Below are 14,708 nucleotides of genomic sequence, written 5' to 3' on the forward strand. Positions count from 1 at the left end.
GGACTACCGGATGGCGCTCCGCTTATCAGGCCAACCGAGCGTGTGCGAATTCAAGTCAAAAAAAAGCCAGCTCGCTTGAGCTGGCTTTTTCATTAGTGGGCGCCTCCGCCCCCGCCACCCGCCCCGAAAGGCGGTCTGGCGAACCACACCAATCCCAACAGAATGAGGAATATCCCGGCCGAAACCCAGAAGATTTCGTTGGCGGAGACAATCAGCCCCTGGTTGGTAATCTGCTGGGCAATCCAGCCGGAAGCCTGCTGTTGCGTCATCCCCATGCCCTGCAGCTGATCGTACATCTGCTGGGCGTTAGGGTTAAACGGCGTCACAGACTCCGTTAGCTGCGCGTGGTGCAGCGCCTCGCGGTTGGTCCACAGCGTCGTGGTAATCGACGTGCCGATAGAGCCTGCTAGCGTACGGGTAAAGTTCGACAGGCTCGATGCGGCCGCCAGACGCTCAGGCGGTAGCCCAGAGAGCGTGATGGTGGTCAACGGCATGAAGAAGCACGCCACGGCGAAGCCCTGAATAAACTGTGGCCAGGCCGACGCGCCGAAGTCCATCCCCGGTTCGAAGGTATAGGCGCGCCAGTAGAAACAGACGGCATACATAATAAAGCTGAAGGTGACCAGTCGGCGCATGTCCAGCTTGTGGGCAAAGCGGCCGATAATCGGCGACAGCAGGACAGGGATAACCCCGACCGGCGCTGACGCCAGGCCTGCCCAGGTTGCGGTATAACCGTAGACCTCCTGCAATAGCTGCGGCAGCAGAACAATCGCGCCGAAGTAGAGCATATAGGCAAGGCTGATACACAGACAGCCGATGGTAAAGTTTCGCGACTTAAACAATGACAGATCGACTATCGGGTTATCGTCGGTCAGCTCCCAGACAATCAGGAAGCTCAGCGATACCACCGCCACCACCGTCAGTACGACTATCTCAGTTGAGTTAAACCAGTCGAGTTCTTTACCCTGGTCGAGCATAACCTGCAGGCTACCGATACCCAGCACCAGCAGCGCCAGACCAATACCATCAATGCGTCGCTGCTCGGTCTTGGTTTCACGTCCGCGCAGGCTCTGGAGGCTTAACAGCACGACCAGCGCACCGATTGGTACGTTGATAAAGAAGATCCAGCCCCAGTGATAGTTGTCGCTGATATAGCCGCCAAGAATGGGGCCGCAAATTGGCGCGACAATCACCGTCATTGACCACAGCGCCAGCGCGACGGCGCGCTTGGCCGGCGGGTAGTTGTTGAGCAACAGGCTTTGTGACAGCGGAATAAGCGGCCCGGCAACAACCCCCTGAATCACGCGGAAGAAGATCAGCATGCCCAGGCTGTTGGATACCCCACACGCCCATGACGCAATGACAAAGGCGATGGTTGACCACAGGAACAGCTTCACCTCACCGACGCGTTTTGCCAGCCAGCCGGTAATCGGAATGGAGATGGCGTTCGCCACCCCAAACGACGTGATTACCCATGTCCCCTGACTCAGCGATGAGCCAAGGTTACCGGCGATGGTCGGGATAGCCACGTTGGCGATGGTGGAGTCCAGCACCTGCATGAAGGTGGCCAGCGACAGCGCAATGGTCATAATGACCAGTTGCGCGCCTTCCAGCGGTTTTTGCTGTTGCATTACGCGCACCCCAGCATTAGTTGGCGTTGGCCTGGACGATGTCGTTGATCAGCTTGTTAACCGGGTCGAGGCTGATTTCACGCGCGTTACTCTCGTAAACCGGGCTGGTGCGAATCTGATTAGCCAGAATCTGACCGTCGCGGTTGGAGGTATCCACTTTCACCAGCGTAGACAGACCAATGCGCAGCGGGTGCTGTTCCAACTGTTTTTCGTCCAGTTCGATACGTACAGGTAAGCGCTGTACTACCTTGATCCAGTTACCGGTGGCGTTCTGTGCTGGCAGCAGAGAGAAGGCGCTACCGGTACCCATATCCAGACCGACCACTTTACCGGTGTACTTCACATCATCGCCGTAAATATCGCTGACGACGGTGACCGGTTGGCCGATACGCATATGCGCAAGCTGGGTTTCTTTGAAGTTCGCGTCTACCCACAGGTTACTGGCAGGCACAACGGCCATCAGCGGCGTGGTCGGGCTAATCTGCGCGCCCGGCTGTACGGAACGACGAGAAACGTAGCCGCTCATCGGGCTGACGATTTTGGTACGCTGCAGGGCAAGCCATGCGTTACGGACTTCGGTCGCGGCCTGACGAACCGTAGGCTGATCTTCAAGCTTAGTGCCGAGGATCATCGCCTGGTTAGCGTTGTACTGTTGAATTGCTACGTCCAGAGCAGCCTGCGCGCTGGTGACGGCGTCTTTGGCGTGCTGCAGCTCTTCACGGCCAATCAGGTTGGCGTTGCCCAGCGGGATACGACGGTTAAGGTCGGTTTGCGCCTGAGCCAGCGTGGTTTTACGAATATCGATATTCGCCTGCAGCTGCTTGTTGTTGATCATCAACTGACGCATCTGGCGGACGCTTGAGGCAAGCTGAGTCTGCGCTTTCTCAAAGGCCTGTTGAGCATCGGTCTGATCGAGGGTGACCAGCACGTCGCCCTGCTTAATATAGTCGGTGTTGTCGGCCCAGACTTTGGTCACGCTGCCTGATACCTGCGACATGATTTGAACCTGGTTACCTGCCACGTAAGCGTCATCGGTTTCTTCATAATGACGCAACACCAAAAACCAGTAGCTCCCATAGGCTACGGCAATAATAACAAAGAGCAAGGTCAACAAGATGAGGGCGCGTTTACGTTTGCCTTTCTTGTTGGCGGTTTGCTGCGGGGCTTGAGTCTCCGCATTTGCGCTCATGTGATTCTCCACATTCTTATTATTTATTTCGGCTTAGCCGACCTGTTTTTCTACCAGAAAGGCCAGCAGAGGTTATCTGCTGGCCTGTTCATCTGATTTTTTGGAGCGGTGGTATCAGCGCAAGGCATCCAGTACGGAACCGTCTTCTTCCATCTGATCCAGACGGGTGAGAAGCTTGCGAGTGATATGCTCAAGCTGGTCTTTCTCAGCCAGGCTCAATGAAGACCAAAGCTGATGCAGACAGTGATGCTGAGGAGGCAGAACCTCGTTCAGGAACTGATGACCTTTTTCAGTCAGCTGCAGGTGCAGGCAACGGCGGTCATTGTCGCTTTCACGGCGCTCAATCCAGCCACGTTTTTCCAGTTCATCGGCGATACGCGTGGCATTGGTGCGCGACGAACCCAGCGCGCAGCTGAGTTCAGAAGGCTGAATACTGTGATTTTCTTGAGACTCCAGCGTGATTAGCGCCATAAACAACGTCTCGTTGATCCCCTGAGCTTTCAGCATTTTATTACGGTTGTCCAGCAGCTTGCCCTGCATGTGCATGCAAAGACGAGTGAGAAGGATCTCCTGGAAAGGGAACTCTTCGCTGCGGCTGGCGCGGAATTTCAGCATTTGTTCAATGGGCGTAAACGAACTATCCATCTGGGCATTACCTCATTAGTTACAGTCGATATAGTAACGATAGTGACAAATAAAGTAAATGAATTATTATCCGTAATTTATGCGGTTAGTCTATGACATAAAGATGCCGGATACGTATATCCGGCGTCCGCTCTTTTATTCCGCTTCCTGACGATGATAACCCCACCACCAGACCAACAGGTTGGCAGCGGCTAGCAGACCACCTGCAAGGCACACGCCCATCCAGCCTGCGTGCTGCCAGGCGGAGGCTGAAAGCAACGAACCTGCCGCGCCGCCGATGAAGTAACTGGTCATATAGCCTGCGGTGAGGCGGTTACGGGCATCTGGCTGTACGCGGTATATCACCGTCTGGTTGGTGATATGCACGCCCTGCACCATCAGGTCGAGCACCAGAATTCCGATGATTAACGCGATAGCGGACGTATGCCCGTACCAGATAGCCACCCAGGAAAGCAGCAACAGTACCAGACCCCAGGTGGTGGTCAGATGCGCTTTGCCTTTATCCGCCAGCCCGCCAACCGGACGAGCGCCCAGCGCACCGGCAGCACCGGCTAAACCAAACAGGCCGATGGTGCCTTCCGAGTAGTTAAACGGCGCGCCGGAGAGCAGAAACGCCATCGACGTCCACAGAATGCTGAAGTTGGCGAAAGTCAGGCAGCCGAGCAGTGCGCGGGTGCGCAGCAGCTTGTCACGGGCAAAAAGGCTGAAGATGGAGCCGAGCAGCTGTGGGTAGTTGAGGTGCGTCTCCTGCTTGAGCTTCGGCAGCCCGCGCCACAGCGCGAAGGCCAGTAGCACCATCAGCGCGGAGGCGACCCAGTAGACGGTGCGCCAGCCGCCAAGGCTTGCCAGCAGCCCGGCAACGGTACGTGCCAGCAGTATCCCGAGCAGCAGCCCGCTCATCACCGTACCGACCACCTTGCCGCGTTTTTCTGGTGAGGCGAGGGTCGCCGCCATCGGCACCAGCAGCTGGGCGACGACCGAGAACAGGCCGGTCAGCGCGGTGCCGAGGATCATCATGCCAAGTGAACTGCTGCTGGCGGTAATCAGCATGCCGCCAGCGGCCAGCAGGGTCATGAGGACAATAAGCGAGCGACGCTCAAACATATCGCCGAGCGGCACCAGGAACAGTAGTCCGGCAGCATAGCCAAGCTGGGCGGCGGTGACGATAAAACCGGCCTGTCCGGCGCTGAGCGAGAAATGGCGGGCGATAGTCTCCAGAAGCGGCTGGGCGTAGTAGTTACTGGCTACGGCAAGACCGGTGGCAACGGACATTAAAACGATCAAAGCCGGGCTAAGCCCGTGAGCAGGTTTAGTCATGGTATTGAGAAAGTAAGGAAAGATGGGGTCGATAATAACGAAAGGTGTGGGGGAGGGGGAAAATGATGCGTAGCGGATTGTGCTTTTTGATGGACGTCGTGCCTTCCTCTGCCGGGCTGCCGGGCTGCCGGATGGCACTACGCTTATCCGGCCTACTTTGGCGTTGCATGTTCCTGTAGACCGGATAAGGCAAAGCCGCCATCCGGCAATCGGTGGCGGCGTAACGGCTAATTTACTTCTGCGCGGCCAGCGCCTCTTTCACCCAACCATCAAACACCTGCTGGTGGGCCTGAATCCAGCCATCTACCTGACCCTGCACGTCCGCTTCAGACGCTTTACCATCATGCATCATGGCGTTCTGGGCATTAATGTCGGACAGCGGCAGTTTCATAATGGCAAACAGCTTCGCCGCAGCCGGGTTCTTCTCGGCCCAGGCTTTGTTAGCCACAATGTGCATTGTGCTGACTGGGAAACCGTAGTTTGCGCCGTTAGACAGCTTAGTATCGATGTTTTTCTGCACGCCAGGCAGGGAAGAGAACGGCACCTGCAGCCAGACGACATCTTTACCCGGCTTCAGTACGTCGCTCACCCAGTAAGGCGTCCAGGTGTAGTACAGAATCGGCTTACCTTCTTTAAAACGGGTGATGGTATCGGCCATCATCGCCGCATAGTTACCCTGGTTGTGATCGACTGATTTAGTCAGATCATAGGCCTCCAACTGGTGGTTAATCACCGCTTCACAGCCCCAGCCAGGGTTACAACCGGTGAGGTCGGCTTTGCCGTTACCGTTGGTGTCAAACAGCTTGGCAATCTTAGGGTCTTTAAGCTGAGCAATGTTGGTGATGTGGTATTGATCGGCGGTTTTTTTATCGATCAGATAGCCCTGCGCTGCGCCGTTGACCAACGTGCCTTCGCGATAGAATTTCTTGTCACCACCGGCGGCGGCGTACATGTCATCATGCAGCGGGATCCAGTTGACGGCGGTGAAGGTGGCATCACCCGCGGCCAGCGAAGTGTAAGCCACGTTGTAGTCGACTTCGTTTGGCTTATCGACGGTATAGCCCAGTTTTTCCAGCGCGCGGCTCACCAGCAGGGTCTGGAAGGTTTCTTCAGAAAGGGTGCTCTGTACCGGCTGGACGGTAATGCCTTTCCCTGGGAGGTCGGCGGCGAAAGCGCTGGCCGAAACCAGCGTAGTGAAAGCGGTAGCTAAGACGAATGAGTGTCGCATCGTTGTTCCTTTAATAGTGATTGTTGCGGAGCATTGGCCCGACGCCTGCCGGGCCAATACGATGGTTACTTAGAGAAGGGGCGCATCAGCAGGCCGACCGGGCCGGTATTGAACCAGCGACGATTGCCTTTGCTGCGAGAATCGCGGCCTACGGCCTGGGTCAGGCGGTCGAGAATAATGGCGAGGATAACAATCCCCACGCCGCCTACGGTGGCAAGACCCATATCCAGACGACCGATACCGCGCAGAACCATCTGGCCCAGACCGCCGACGGCGATCATCGAGGCGATAACCACCATCGACAGCGCCAGCATCAGCGTTTGGTTAACACCGGCCATAATGGTCGGCATCGCCAGCGGCAGCTGCACTTTAAACAGCATCTGGCGCGGGCTGGCACCGAATGAGCGTGAGGCTTCGATAAGGTCGGCCGGCACCTGGTTAATCCCGAGAATGGTCAGACGCACAATCGGCGGCAGGGCAAAGATAATGGTCACCACCACCCCCGGTACGTTACCGATACCGAACAGCATGACGATCGGCACCAGATAAACGAACGCCGGAGTCGTCTGCATCGCATCGAGCAGCGGCCGGATAATCTTCGACGCCCGCGGGCTGCGCGCCAGCCATATGCCAAGCGGTAGGCCTATCAACACGCAGAACAGCAGCGCGGTGAGCACCAGCGCCAGGGTAATCATCGCCTGCGACCAGGCACCGATAGCACCGATAGCAATCAGCGAAATCAGCGTCGCAACGCCCATACCGACGCTGGAGATCTGCCAGGCAATCAGGGCGAAAATAATAATCGCCACCGGCGCAGGCATCCCTAACAGCAACTGCTGGAAGGCACTCAGGATGTAGTCGACGGGCACACGAATGCCCTGGAACACTGGACGGAAGTGCGTTACCACCCAGTCGATTCCTTCTGTCACCCAGCTATCGAGCGGGATCAGCGTCTTATGGAACGGGTCCATAATGTTGAAGTGTTCCGCCTGCGGTGCGGGCGCGCTGTGCAGCCAGTCTGCGCCGCCGCCGGAAGGGGCGGATGCCGGTGAACCCCAGGCATCGGCGGAGTTTGCCGCGCTATCGGCGGCCGGTGTGGTATCCCACGGATTAGATTGATCAGCCATTGTTGTTTACCCCCTCGCGATCTAATGCCTGTAGCAGCATTCTTTTTGAAATAACGCCGACATACTGCTGTTCTTCTCCAACAACCGGTACGGCGCAGGGTGCATGACCCACGTGAGAGAGCAATTCGCTGAGCGGCGTTTGGGCATCAACGGCCAGCGGCTCGTCAATTAATGCCGCCTCGATTCCCTGATTCGCCTTTAAGGCTTCTTTCAATGAATCGATGGACACAATGCCAACAAACTTATTACCGCGTTCGATGACGTAACCATATTCACGGTCATCATCCTGTAATAATTTCAGTGCCGAACGAGGACCGAAACCAGGCGTTTTACGGATAAGGCCATCCGGATTACGGCGGGCAATATCTTTGGCGCTAAATACCTGACTAATATCCACGCCGCGGAAGAAGGTGCGGACATAATCATTGGCCGGGTTATTCAGAATTTCATCAGGCGTGCCGACCTGTACCACTTCGCCATTTTGCATAATGGCAATACGGTCGCCAATTCGCATCGCTTCATCGAGGTCATGGGAAATAAAGACCACGGTACGCTGATGTTTCGCCTGTAATTTTACCAGCTCATCCTGCATCTCAGTGCGGATTAATGGGTCGAGCGCCGAAAAGGCCTCATCCATTAATAGAATGTCGGGATTGATGGCAAGCGCGCGGGCTAGACCGACACGCTGACGCATACCGCCGGAGAGTTCGTCCGGGTAGCCATGAGCGTAATTCTCAAGACCTACCTGACGCAGCGCGTCCAGCGCTTTCTCCTGGCGTTCCTGTGCGGGAACACCGGCCAGATCCATACCAAAGGCGGTATTATCCAGTACGCTCATATGCGGCATTAGCGCAAAGGACTGGAATACCATCGCGATTTTTTTACGGCGAACTTCACGCAGCTCGGCATCGGATATTTTGGCAATATCGATACCGTCTATCAGCACCTGACCACGTGTGGGCTCTATCAGACGATTGAGAAGGCGTACCATGGTGGATTTGCCGGAGCCGGATAATCCCATGATGACAAATATCTCGCCTTCTTCAATGGCCAGACTGGCGTCTTTAACGCCAAGTGATAATCCTGTTTTATCGAGAATTTGCTCTTTGGTAAAACCTTTCTCGATATATTTAAATGCTCGCTGTGGGTGCTCGCCGAATATTTTATAAAGATTCTTAACTTCTAATTTAACTGCCATGCAATATGCGATTTCCTGTTTTTAGTTTATGTCGATATGCTACCTGATGAGAATAATGACCTGTTTATACCCTAGCATACTGAGACGATGTGACAACCCTCAATCCGGTTTCACTCGAAATAATCCGAAGGGTGATATTGCCGTCATTTCCCATGATATAAGGGCTGAGGGCGAATTGAGGATTATTGAATTTTTTATGAATTTCGTTATGAAATTTGGTTGAGGTCTAAAAAATCGTATGAATATTGTCTGAAAATCCACAGGTGAATTCAGGCTGATATTTGTATGATGATGGTGATTTTTTAAGAAATATCCGGGTAATAATCAGGGTGATATTTGGCAGGGAAACGGAGAATGACGGTGGAAAATAAGTGCCCGCAAATAGCGAATATTTGCGGGCATTTTTTAACTACATGCGCATGCTGACGGCCAGGCGATTAAAGGCGTTCATCAGGCTGATGGCGAAGGTCATGTCGCTAATCTGCTCGGCGCTGAAATGGCTGAGCAGCGGCTGATAAACGCTGTCTTCGGCGCGGTTTTCGGCAATGTGGGTCAAATCTTCTGCCCAGGCCAGCGCCGCACGCTCGGCATCGCTGAAGTGATGACTCACTCGCCATCCTGCCAGCGCATCCAGCTTCACCTGATCGACGCCAGATTTACGCAGCGCTTTGCTATGCATCTCCAGGCAGAAGGCGCAGCCGTTAATCTGCGACACGCGCAGGTAAAGTAGTTCCAGAAGGGGACGCTCCAGCGAGCTTTTTTCCAGCGCCATGCTGGCCTGAACCAGCCCGGCGTAGACGTTTGGGCTCAGTTCACTATAGGGTTGGCGTAATGCAGTCATGTTGTCACTCCTCGTTCAAGATGGGACAAAAATAGCACTATAATGGTCTTAAAAAGATAGCCATATTTGGAGTAAAAAATAAGACCATGAAACCGAGCGGCGTACCACGCTATCAGCAGATTGCGAGAGAGCTGAAAGCGACGATTGAACAGGGCGAACTGAAGGCGGGCAGGCGCTTACCCTCCAGCCGGGTCTATGCACAAGAGCTTGGCGTCTCAAGGGTGACGGTGGAAAACGCCTACGGTGAGCTGGTGGCGCAAGGCTGGCTGGAACGCCGCGGGCAGTCGGGCACGTTTGTAAGCGATCACTTAACCCTTGAGCCCGTGACCGCCAAGCCACTGGGGTTTGGTGGCGAGCATTTCCAGCCGCAGCCTTTCCAGCTTGGCCTTCCCGCGCTGGATCTCTTTCCTCGTGGCCTATGGGCGCGGGTGATGGGGCACCGGCTACGCACGCAAACCCGTTTCTGCCTGGCTCTGGGGGACGTTTGCGGCGAACTGTTGCTGCGCCAGGCCATTGTGGAATATCTCAGGCTCTCCCGCAGCATAGAGTGCGAGGCCGAACAGGTGTTTATCACCTCTGGCTATGCGGCTTCTATGGGGCTTATATTGCAGGCGCTGGAAGCGCGCGGGGAGGGTATGTGGATGGAAGACCCCGGGTTTCCGCTGATTCGTCCGGTTATTGAACAACAGGGCGTCACGCTGCACCCGGTGACGGTTGATGATGAGGGAATGAACGTTGAATGGATAACGCAGCACCCTACGACCGCCCGTTTTGCGCTGCTGACGCCGGCTCATCAAAGCCCGACCGGGGTCGCACTTTCGCTTCCACGCCGTCGACAGCTACTGGATTGGGCCGCGCACCATGACGCGTGGATCATTGAAGATGATTATGACAGCGAGTTTCGCTATCAAGGCAAGCCGCTGCCGCCGCTCAAAAGCCTGGACGCGCCGCAGCGGGTGATTTACGCCGGTACGTTCAGCAAGTCGCTGTTCCCGGCGCTACGGACAGCCTGGCTGGTGGTGCCGCTGCCGCTGGTGGCGGCATTTCGTCGTCAGGCGCAGCGGCTGGCCTGCCCGGTACCGGTGTTGTGCCAGCAGACGCTGGCCGACTTTTTGCGCGAAGGGCATTTCTGGCGGCATCTGAAGAAAATGCGCGTTCACTATGCCGAGCGTCGGCGCTGGCTGGAAACCGCATTGCGAACAGAGGGTTTTCAGGTGCTGGAGCAGTTAGGCGGTATTCAGCTGGTGGTCACGGTAGAGGGAGACGATCGCGCGATGGCACGGCGGGCGCGACAAGCCGGGCTGGCGGTGCAGGCGGTGAACGACTGGCGAATCCACCCGCGCGGTAAGGCCGGGCTTATCATGAGCTTTACCAATATTGTGTCGCAGCAGATGGCCGATGCGCAGGTGGCGGCGTTGAAGGCGGCGATAAAATAAAAACCCCGGAGTATCAGAGACACCCCGGGGGAGACGCGTTTTTATTATCTACATCGTTGTGATTATATTATCGACGACTGCCTAATAATACGCCAATAAAAATCCCTACCGCCGCGGCAGCGCTCACACTTTGCCAGGGTTTATCGCGAATATAGTCATCAGCGCTGCCAGCAACGTCACAGACGCTTTGCTGTAAACGGTTGCGACCGTGCATGCGCGCGCGCGTTTCGCTTAGCAGCTTTTTCGCATTGTGGCGGACGGCCTCAATTTCGTCTTTGTCGTCGCTGGCCCAGCTCTTGATAATGCCTTCAAGGCTGTCGGCTAATTGGCTGACGTCGTTATGAATATCCTGAACTTCATCATCAGCATTGTTGCGATTAAGTGATTTAAACATGGCGTTCTCCACAAAATTAGATGGAGCGTTAAGTGTAGGTCACCTGACATAAATTGCCGAATATTATCCAGTTTCTGGAATTATCTGAAAGCGAGGCGAATACTGATTACGGTAAGGTGGCGATGCAGTAAAAGATGACGAGGATAAAATATGTATTTACGACCTGATGAGGTGGCGCGCGTTCTTGAAAAAGCGGGCTTTACCATGGATGCGGTAACCCCAAAAGCATACGGCTATCGCCGTGGCGAGAATTATGTGTACGTCAACCGCGAAGCGCGAATGGGGCGCACGGCGCTGATCATTCATCCGGCGCTAAAAGATCGCAGTAACAAATATGCCGAGCCGGCTTCCGATATTAAAGCCTGCGATCACTACGCTGAGTTCCCGCTCTATTTAGGCGGTGAAGTTGAGCAGCATTACGGTATCCCGCACGGTTTTAGTTCACGTATGGCGTTAGAGCGCTTTTTAGATGGGCTGTTTGGCGAGAAACGGTAAATAAGTGACTGGCTGAGCGTAGCCAGTCACTTATATCAATACGATTATGCTTTTGCCTGTGTGTACTGTTCCACGCGGAACAGACGACGGCAGAAATCCAGGAAATAGCCGTACGCGGCACCCATCACCAGCGATATGACGGCGTTAGAACTGACCGCCGCCAGAATCTGGTGCCAGTCGGCACCCACGCTCAGCAGAATAAGTACATATACCGGCGACTGGAAGGTGACATAAGCCAACGGGTCCGCCACGCGTTTTACCCAACCCGCCGGGCTAATGCGAGCCGCCTGTCGCATAATAAAATCGCGATAAATACCGTACGGCCACGCAATAATAATGTTGACCGGGATAGCAACCAGACGCGATGAAAGTGACTGCTCAAAGGTCATTCCTGAGAGAAATATTTCAATCATCATGTTCACGACGGAACAGTAGACAACCATGGCGAAAGTGTCTGCTGCCGCATGACGCAGGCGTGACTGCGCAGAGAACATCGGTATGCTCCTCGAAAATGAACGGTTAATACAGAAAGTGGTCTGTTTTATGGCGTTTTGGGTTGGTTTAATTGACGTGTATAGATTATCCATCTGGATTGGAACAAACAACTAGTGAAATATTTTTATTTAATGCGCTTTTGTCAATAAAATGCTCTGTTATTGATTGTTTTCTGTTTGCCGCGCTATTTTTGTTTTCATTGTCTATTTTTTATAAATAAATCATTGAGTTATTGTTTGTTTCGCAATGGTGAAAAAGGATGAGAAATAGTGCTAACCATGGCGTAAGTGAGGCAATGCTGATTTTTATGTGAATGGGGTCACATTCAGCGTTTTTATCCGATAAAAAGCCGATCTTTTAGCGTTTAGTTCTGAGTGAAGTATGTGGAAGGTATGCGGAATTTATGGATAACTATTCATTTCGTCAGGAAGGATGCGGTGAGCCATGCCCACCGCAGTCAACGTTAGCAAACGCCAAAGTCGCCTTCTTCACTATACGGCGCAACGTCCGCCGCTTTTAGCGTGTACTGCTTGCCGTTTTCATCATTGGCCTGTACTGCCACGATGCTGTCTTCATGTACTTCAATGACTTTTAATTTTGGTCCGCCCATTTTGGGTTGAACCAGAGAGCCAGGTGCAAACATCTCAGGTGCTCCTTTGTTATTGAGTTCTTATACGCCGCTGGTGGATGAGCGCCGATTCCACGGCATCACCGCCAGCAGTCGCGCCATGCCGCAAAAGCCGGTCACTCCCGCAAAGGTTAAACCTGCACCGACAAAGGCGCTGAGCAGGAAGAACGCGCTGGAGAGGCTATATCCGAGCACGACGCCCAGTAAAATTAGCACGCCTGCGGCAATCTGTACCTGGCGCATTAGGGGTAGGGGCTGCGATTTATCCACTGTGGTGGCGAGGCCGGCCTGACGCCAGGCTTCAATACCGCCCGCGAGGAGTTTGACCTGCGCCGGGGCTGCGGCGGCTATCAACCGGTTCAGGTTGTTGCGCGCGCGATTACCGGACTGGCAGTGGAAAATAATGACTGCGTCGTCATTGGCGGTAAGCGTGACGCCTTGTTCTATTTTACCCAGCGGCAACAAACGAGCGGCGGGAATATGTTCACGAGCGTACTCGTCGGGGTCGCGAATATCGACGAGCATAGCGCCTTGCTCAATCAGCGCAAGGGCCGCTTGTGGGGTGATCTCTTCAACGGTCATTCAACTTCCCTCTTCAGGGCAATAGACGGCTTTTAATGTGGCAACAATTTGCCTCACCGCCTCGTTGCGGATGGAATAGTGGATACGCTGCGCGTCGCGCTGGCTGTCAATCAGCCCCTCTTCACGCATGCGTGCCAGGTGCTGCGAGGTAGCGGATGGGCTTAGGCCGCTGGCAGTAGCTAACTCACCGGCGCTGATACCGGGCGCATCGCAAAGCATGCAGAGGATCAGCAGACGGTTGGGGTTGCTCATCGCTTTCAGCAGCGCGGCGGCTTCACCGGCGCGTGTTTTCAGGAGTTTGCTGTCATTCATAGTTATTTTAGTATTTTCTTAATTAAGTAAACTCTAAACTAACGAGCAGGCTTTTACCAGTTAAACGTTCAGCTTGTTAATGAACATGTTGAATTATGTGTGAGTGGTCTAAAAAATCTGGAGCAAGGAAAAAACGGAGATAGGAATATTCTTAGTTTGACTTAAGGAAACCGCATTTTATGTGATAAAAAAAGAACAGCGATATGCATGTGGTGGTTAATTTCGTTAAATTTACGCTGATAATGTTGCAATAAACCTCTGCTGCTGAAGATTGAATGTGTTTTCTTTTCTGATTTTGGGCAACATAAATTCATGGTTTTTTATTTTTATTTATACGGTGCAAATACTTTTACGGCTATTTCACTAAACAATAATTTTGCATCGCGAATTAATGAGCATACTATATGTGCAGTATATCTAATGAATTAATTATCATTGATTGCTAATTGGGTAATAAATATTTAATGGCTTCTGTTTGTATGCGTTAAACAGAGCTGAGATTGCGCATTAAATACCCTGCGGATGGAATGAATACATTATAAACATGGAGGATATGATGGCTGTAAGGTCGGTGGGTCATATTTTGAACCGGACTTTCGGCTTAAATATAAGTTTAATCGAGAACGATTATGAATACACAATTCCGCATTATGGCGTGCATCGTTGCTGCATTAGTTTCTGGCGCGGCTGGCGCTGCAACCGCCTCCACATCGGGTGCGCAGGGGGCTGGTGGACAGGTCAACTTTAAAGGCACCATCACGGATGCTTCCTGCAACGTGGATGCCGATAGCAAAGGACAGGATGTCGACCTTGGTACCTGGGATAAAAGCTATCTTAGCGCTGCGGGTACTGAAACGACAAAAACAGCCTTCCATATCAAAGTGGCCGATTGCCCTGATTCGGTAAAGCAAGTATCCGTTCTATTTGATGGTCAGAAGGACCAACAGATGCCAGAACTGCTTGCGGTGACGTCCGGCGCGACCGGTGTGGGTATCAAACTGTACGAAGACGACCAAACCAGTAAAGTTACGCTGGGCACAGCATCTAAAAAGCAAAATGTGGTTGCCGATTCCCAGGGGACGGGTTCAGCCGACCTGAAGTTCTACGCTGACTATATGTCTACCGGCGCGGCGATTACCGCCGGTCAGGCAAACGGCGTTGCTGATTTCAATATGGTTTACAACTAATAA

At 53.6% G+C, this 14,708-nt stretch carries 16 protein-coding genes; 3 read left to right on the plus strand and 13 right to left on the minus strand.

Translation table 11 applies throughout. The features are described from left to right. Positions 1-92 precede the first annotated feature (92 nt). The 8 genes from emrB to MY052_RS05625 form a co-directional block, all read right to left on the minus strand. Complete coding sequence (gene emrB / locus MY052_RS05590; protein ID WP_035897513.1) at positions 93-1,631, minus strand: multidrug efflux MFS transporter permease subunit EmrB; 1,539 nt, start codon at positions 1,629-1,631, stop codon at positions 93-95. A gap of 16 nt (positions 1,632-1,647) precedes the next feature. Next, positions 1,648-2,820, minus strand: coding sequence for a multidrug efflux MFS transporter periplasmic adaptor subunit EmrA (gene emrA, locus MY052_RS05595; protein ID WP_123652672.1), 1,173 nt, complete (start codon positions 2,818-2,820; stop codon positions 1,648-1,650). 114 nt (positions 2,821-2,934) lie between these two features. Further along, complete coding sequence (gene mprA / locus MY052_RS05600; RefSeq protein ID WP_035894612.1) at positions 2,935-3,465, minus strand: transcriptional repressor MprA; 531 nt, start codon at positions 3,463-3,465, stop codon at positions 2,935-2,937. A gap of 135 nt (positions 3,466-3,600) precedes the next feature. Then, on the minus strand, positions 3,601-4,782 hold the full coding sequence (locus MY052_RS05605; protein WP_035894613.1) for an MFS transporter: 1,182 nt from the start codon (positions 4,780-4,782) through the stop codon (positions 3,601-3,603). Positions 4,783-5,014: 232 nt separating this feature from the next. Further along, complete coding sequence (gene proX, locus MY052_RS05610) at positions 5,015-6,010, minus strand: glycine betaine/L-proline ABC transporter substrate-binding protein ProX (protein WP_035894614.1); 996 nt, start codon at positions 6,008-6,010, stop codon at positions 5,015-5,017. Between the two features lie 65 nt (positions 6,011-6,075). Beyond that, on the minus strand, positions 6,076-7,137 hold the full coding sequence (gene proW, locus MY052_RS05615) for a glycine betaine/L-proline ABC transporter permease ProW (RefSeq protein ID WP_035894615.1): 1,062 nt from the start codon (positions 7,135-7,137) through the stop codon (positions 6,076-6,078). After that, positions 7,130-8,335 (minus strand): glycine betaine/L-proline ABC transporter ATP-binding protein ProV, encoded by a 1,206-nt coding sequence (gene proV / locus MY052_RS05620; RefSeq protein WP_035894616.1) that lies wholly within the window; start codon positions 8,333-8,335, stop codon positions 7,130-7,132. Before proV ends, proW begins: the two co-directional genes overlap by 8 nt. Positions 8,336-8,744: 409 nt before the next feature. Then, a complete protein-coding gene (locus MY052_RS05625) occupies positions 8,745-9,176 on the minus strand; it encodes a carboxymuconolactone decarboxylase family protein (RefSeq protein WP_035894617.1) in 432 nt (143 codons plus the stop codon). An 86-nt stretch (positions 9,177-9,262) separates the two neighbouring features. Between MY052_RS05625 and pdxR the strand changes: the two genes are divergently transcribed. Next, positions 9,263-10,612, plus strand: a complete 1,350-nt coding sequence (pdxR, locus tag MY052_RS05630) for a MocR-like pyridoxine biosynthesis transcription factor PdxR (RefSeq protein WP_248538345.1) — start codon at positions 9,263-9,265, stop codon at positions 10,610-10,612. A 67-nt stretch (positions 10,613-10,679) separates the two neighbouring features. Here the strand turns inward: pdxR and MY052_RS05635 are convergent, their stop codons facing one another. Next, entirely contained in the window at positions 10,680-11,006 is a 327-nt protein-coding gene (locus tag MY052_RS05635) for a DUF883 family protein (RefSeq protein ID WP_202217335.1), read from the minus strand. A 150-nt stretch (positions 11,007-11,156) separates the two neighbouring features. Between MY052_RS05635 and MY052_RS05640 the strand changes: the two genes are divergently transcribed. After that, on the plus strand, positions 11,157-11,501 hold the full coding sequence (locus MY052_RS05640) for a DUF2002 family protein (RefSeq protein ID WP_035894620.1): 345 nt from the start codon (positions 11,157-11,159) through the stop codon (positions 11,499-11,501). A 44-nt stretch (positions 11,502-11,545) separates the two neighbouring features. Here the strand turns inward: MY052_RS05640 and MY052_RS05645 are convergent, their stop codons facing one another. The 4 genes from MY052_RS05645 to MY052_RS05660 form a co-directional block, all read right to left on the minus strand. Then, on the minus strand, positions 11,546-11,995 hold the full coding sequence (locus tag MY052_RS05645; protein WP_035894622.1) for an L-alanine exporter AlaE: 450 nt from the start codon (positions 11,993-11,995) through the stop codon (positions 11,546-11,548). Between the two features lie 464 nt (positions 11,996-12,459). Then, a complete protein-coding gene (locus MY052_RS05650) occupies positions 12,460-12,639 on the minus strand; it encodes a hypothetical protein (protein WP_035894623.1) in 180 nt (59 codons plus the stop codon). Between the two features lie 27 nt (positions 12,640-12,666). After that, positions 12,667-13,206 carry a rhodanese family protein gene (locus tag MY052_RS05655; protein WP_202217336.1) on the minus strand — a complete coding sequence of 180 codons (540 nt, stop codon included), beginning with the start codon at positions 13,204-13,206 and terminating at the stop codon, positions 12,667-12,669. Continuing rightward, positions 13,207-13,518 (minus strand): ArsR/SmtB family transcription factor, encoded by a 312-nt coding sequence (locus tag MY052_RS05660; protein ID WP_202217337.1) that lies wholly within the window; start codon positions 13,516-13,518, stop codon positions 13,207-13,209. It lies immediately after the preceding gene. Positions 13,519-14,147: 629 nt separating this feature from the next. Here MY052_RS05660 and MY052_RS05665 point away from each other — a divergent pair. Next, positions 14,148-14,705, plus strand: a complete 558-nt coding sequence (locus tag MY052_RS05665; RefSeq protein ID WP_035894626.1) for a fimbrial protein — start codon at positions 14,148-14,150, stop codon at positions 14,703-14,705. Positions 14,706-14,708 lie beyond the last annotated feature (3 nt).

The sequence above is a fragment of the Kluyvera ascorbata genome, assembly GCF_023195735.1.
Lineage (GTDB): Bacteria > Pseudomonadota > Gammaproteobacteria > Enterobacterales > Enterobacteriaceae > Kluyvera > Kluyvera ascorbata.

Coding starts and splice junctions, on each gene's coding strand:
- emrB (WP_035897513.1), bottom strand. CDS start 1,631: ATGCAACAGCAAAAACCGCTGGAAGGCGCGCAACTGGTCATTATGACC.
- emrA (WP_123652672.1), bottom strand. CDS start 2,820: ATGAGCGCAAATGCGGAGACTCAAGCCCCGCAGCAAACCGCCAACAAG.
- mprA (WP_035894612.1), bottom strand. CDS start 3,465: ATGGATAGTTCGTTTACGCCCATTGAACAAATGCTGAAATTCCGCGCC.
- MY052_RS05605 (WP_035894613.1), bottom strand. CDS start 4,782: ATGACTAAACCTGCTCACGGGCTTAGCCCGGCTTTGATCGTTTTAATG.
- proX (WP_035894614.1), bottom strand. CDS start 6,010: ATGCGACACTCATTCGTCTTAGCTACCGCTTTCACTACGCTGGTTTCG.
- proW (WP_035894615.1), bottom strand. CDS start 7,137: ATGGCTGATCAATCTAATCCGTGGGATACCACACCGGCCGCCGATAGC.
- proV (WP_035894616.1), bottom strand. CDS start 8,335: ATGGCAGTTAAATTAGAAGTTAAGAATCTTTATAAAATATTCGGCGAG.
- MY052_RS05625 (WP_035894617.1), bottom strand. CDS start 9,176: ATGACTGCATTACGCCAACCCTATAGTGAACTGAGCCCAAACGTCTAC.
- pdxR (WP_248538345.1), top strand. CDS start 9,263: ATGAAACCGAGCGGCGTACCACGCTATCAGCAGATTGCGAGAGAGCTG.
- MY052_RS05635 (WP_202217335.1), bottom strand. CDS start 11,006: ATGTTTAAATCACTTAATCGCAACAATGCTGATGATGAAGTTCAGGAT.
- MY052_RS05640 (WP_035894620.1), top strand. CDS start 11,157: ATGTATTTACGACCTGATGAGGTGGCGCGCGTTCTTGAAAAAGCGGGC.
- MY052_RS05645 (WP_035894622.1), bottom strand. CDS start 11,995: ATGTTCTCTGCGCAGTCACGCCTGCGTCATGCGGCAGCAGACACTTTC.
- MY052_RS05650 (WP_035894623.1), bottom strand. CDS start 12,639: ATGTTTGCACCTGGCTCTCTGGTTCAACCCAAAATGGGCGGACCAAAA.
- MY052_RS05655 (WP_202217336.1), bottom strand. CDS start 13,206: ATGACCGTTGAAGAGATCACCCCACAAGCGGCCCTTGCGCTGATTGAG.
- MY052_RS05660 (WP_202217337.1), bottom strand. CDS start 13,518: ATGAATGACAGCAAACTCCTGAAAACACGCGCCGGTGAAGCCGCCGCG.
- MY052_RS05665 (WP_035894626.1), top strand. CDS start 14,148: ATGAATACACAATTCCGCATTATGGCGTGCATCGTTGCTGCATTAGTT.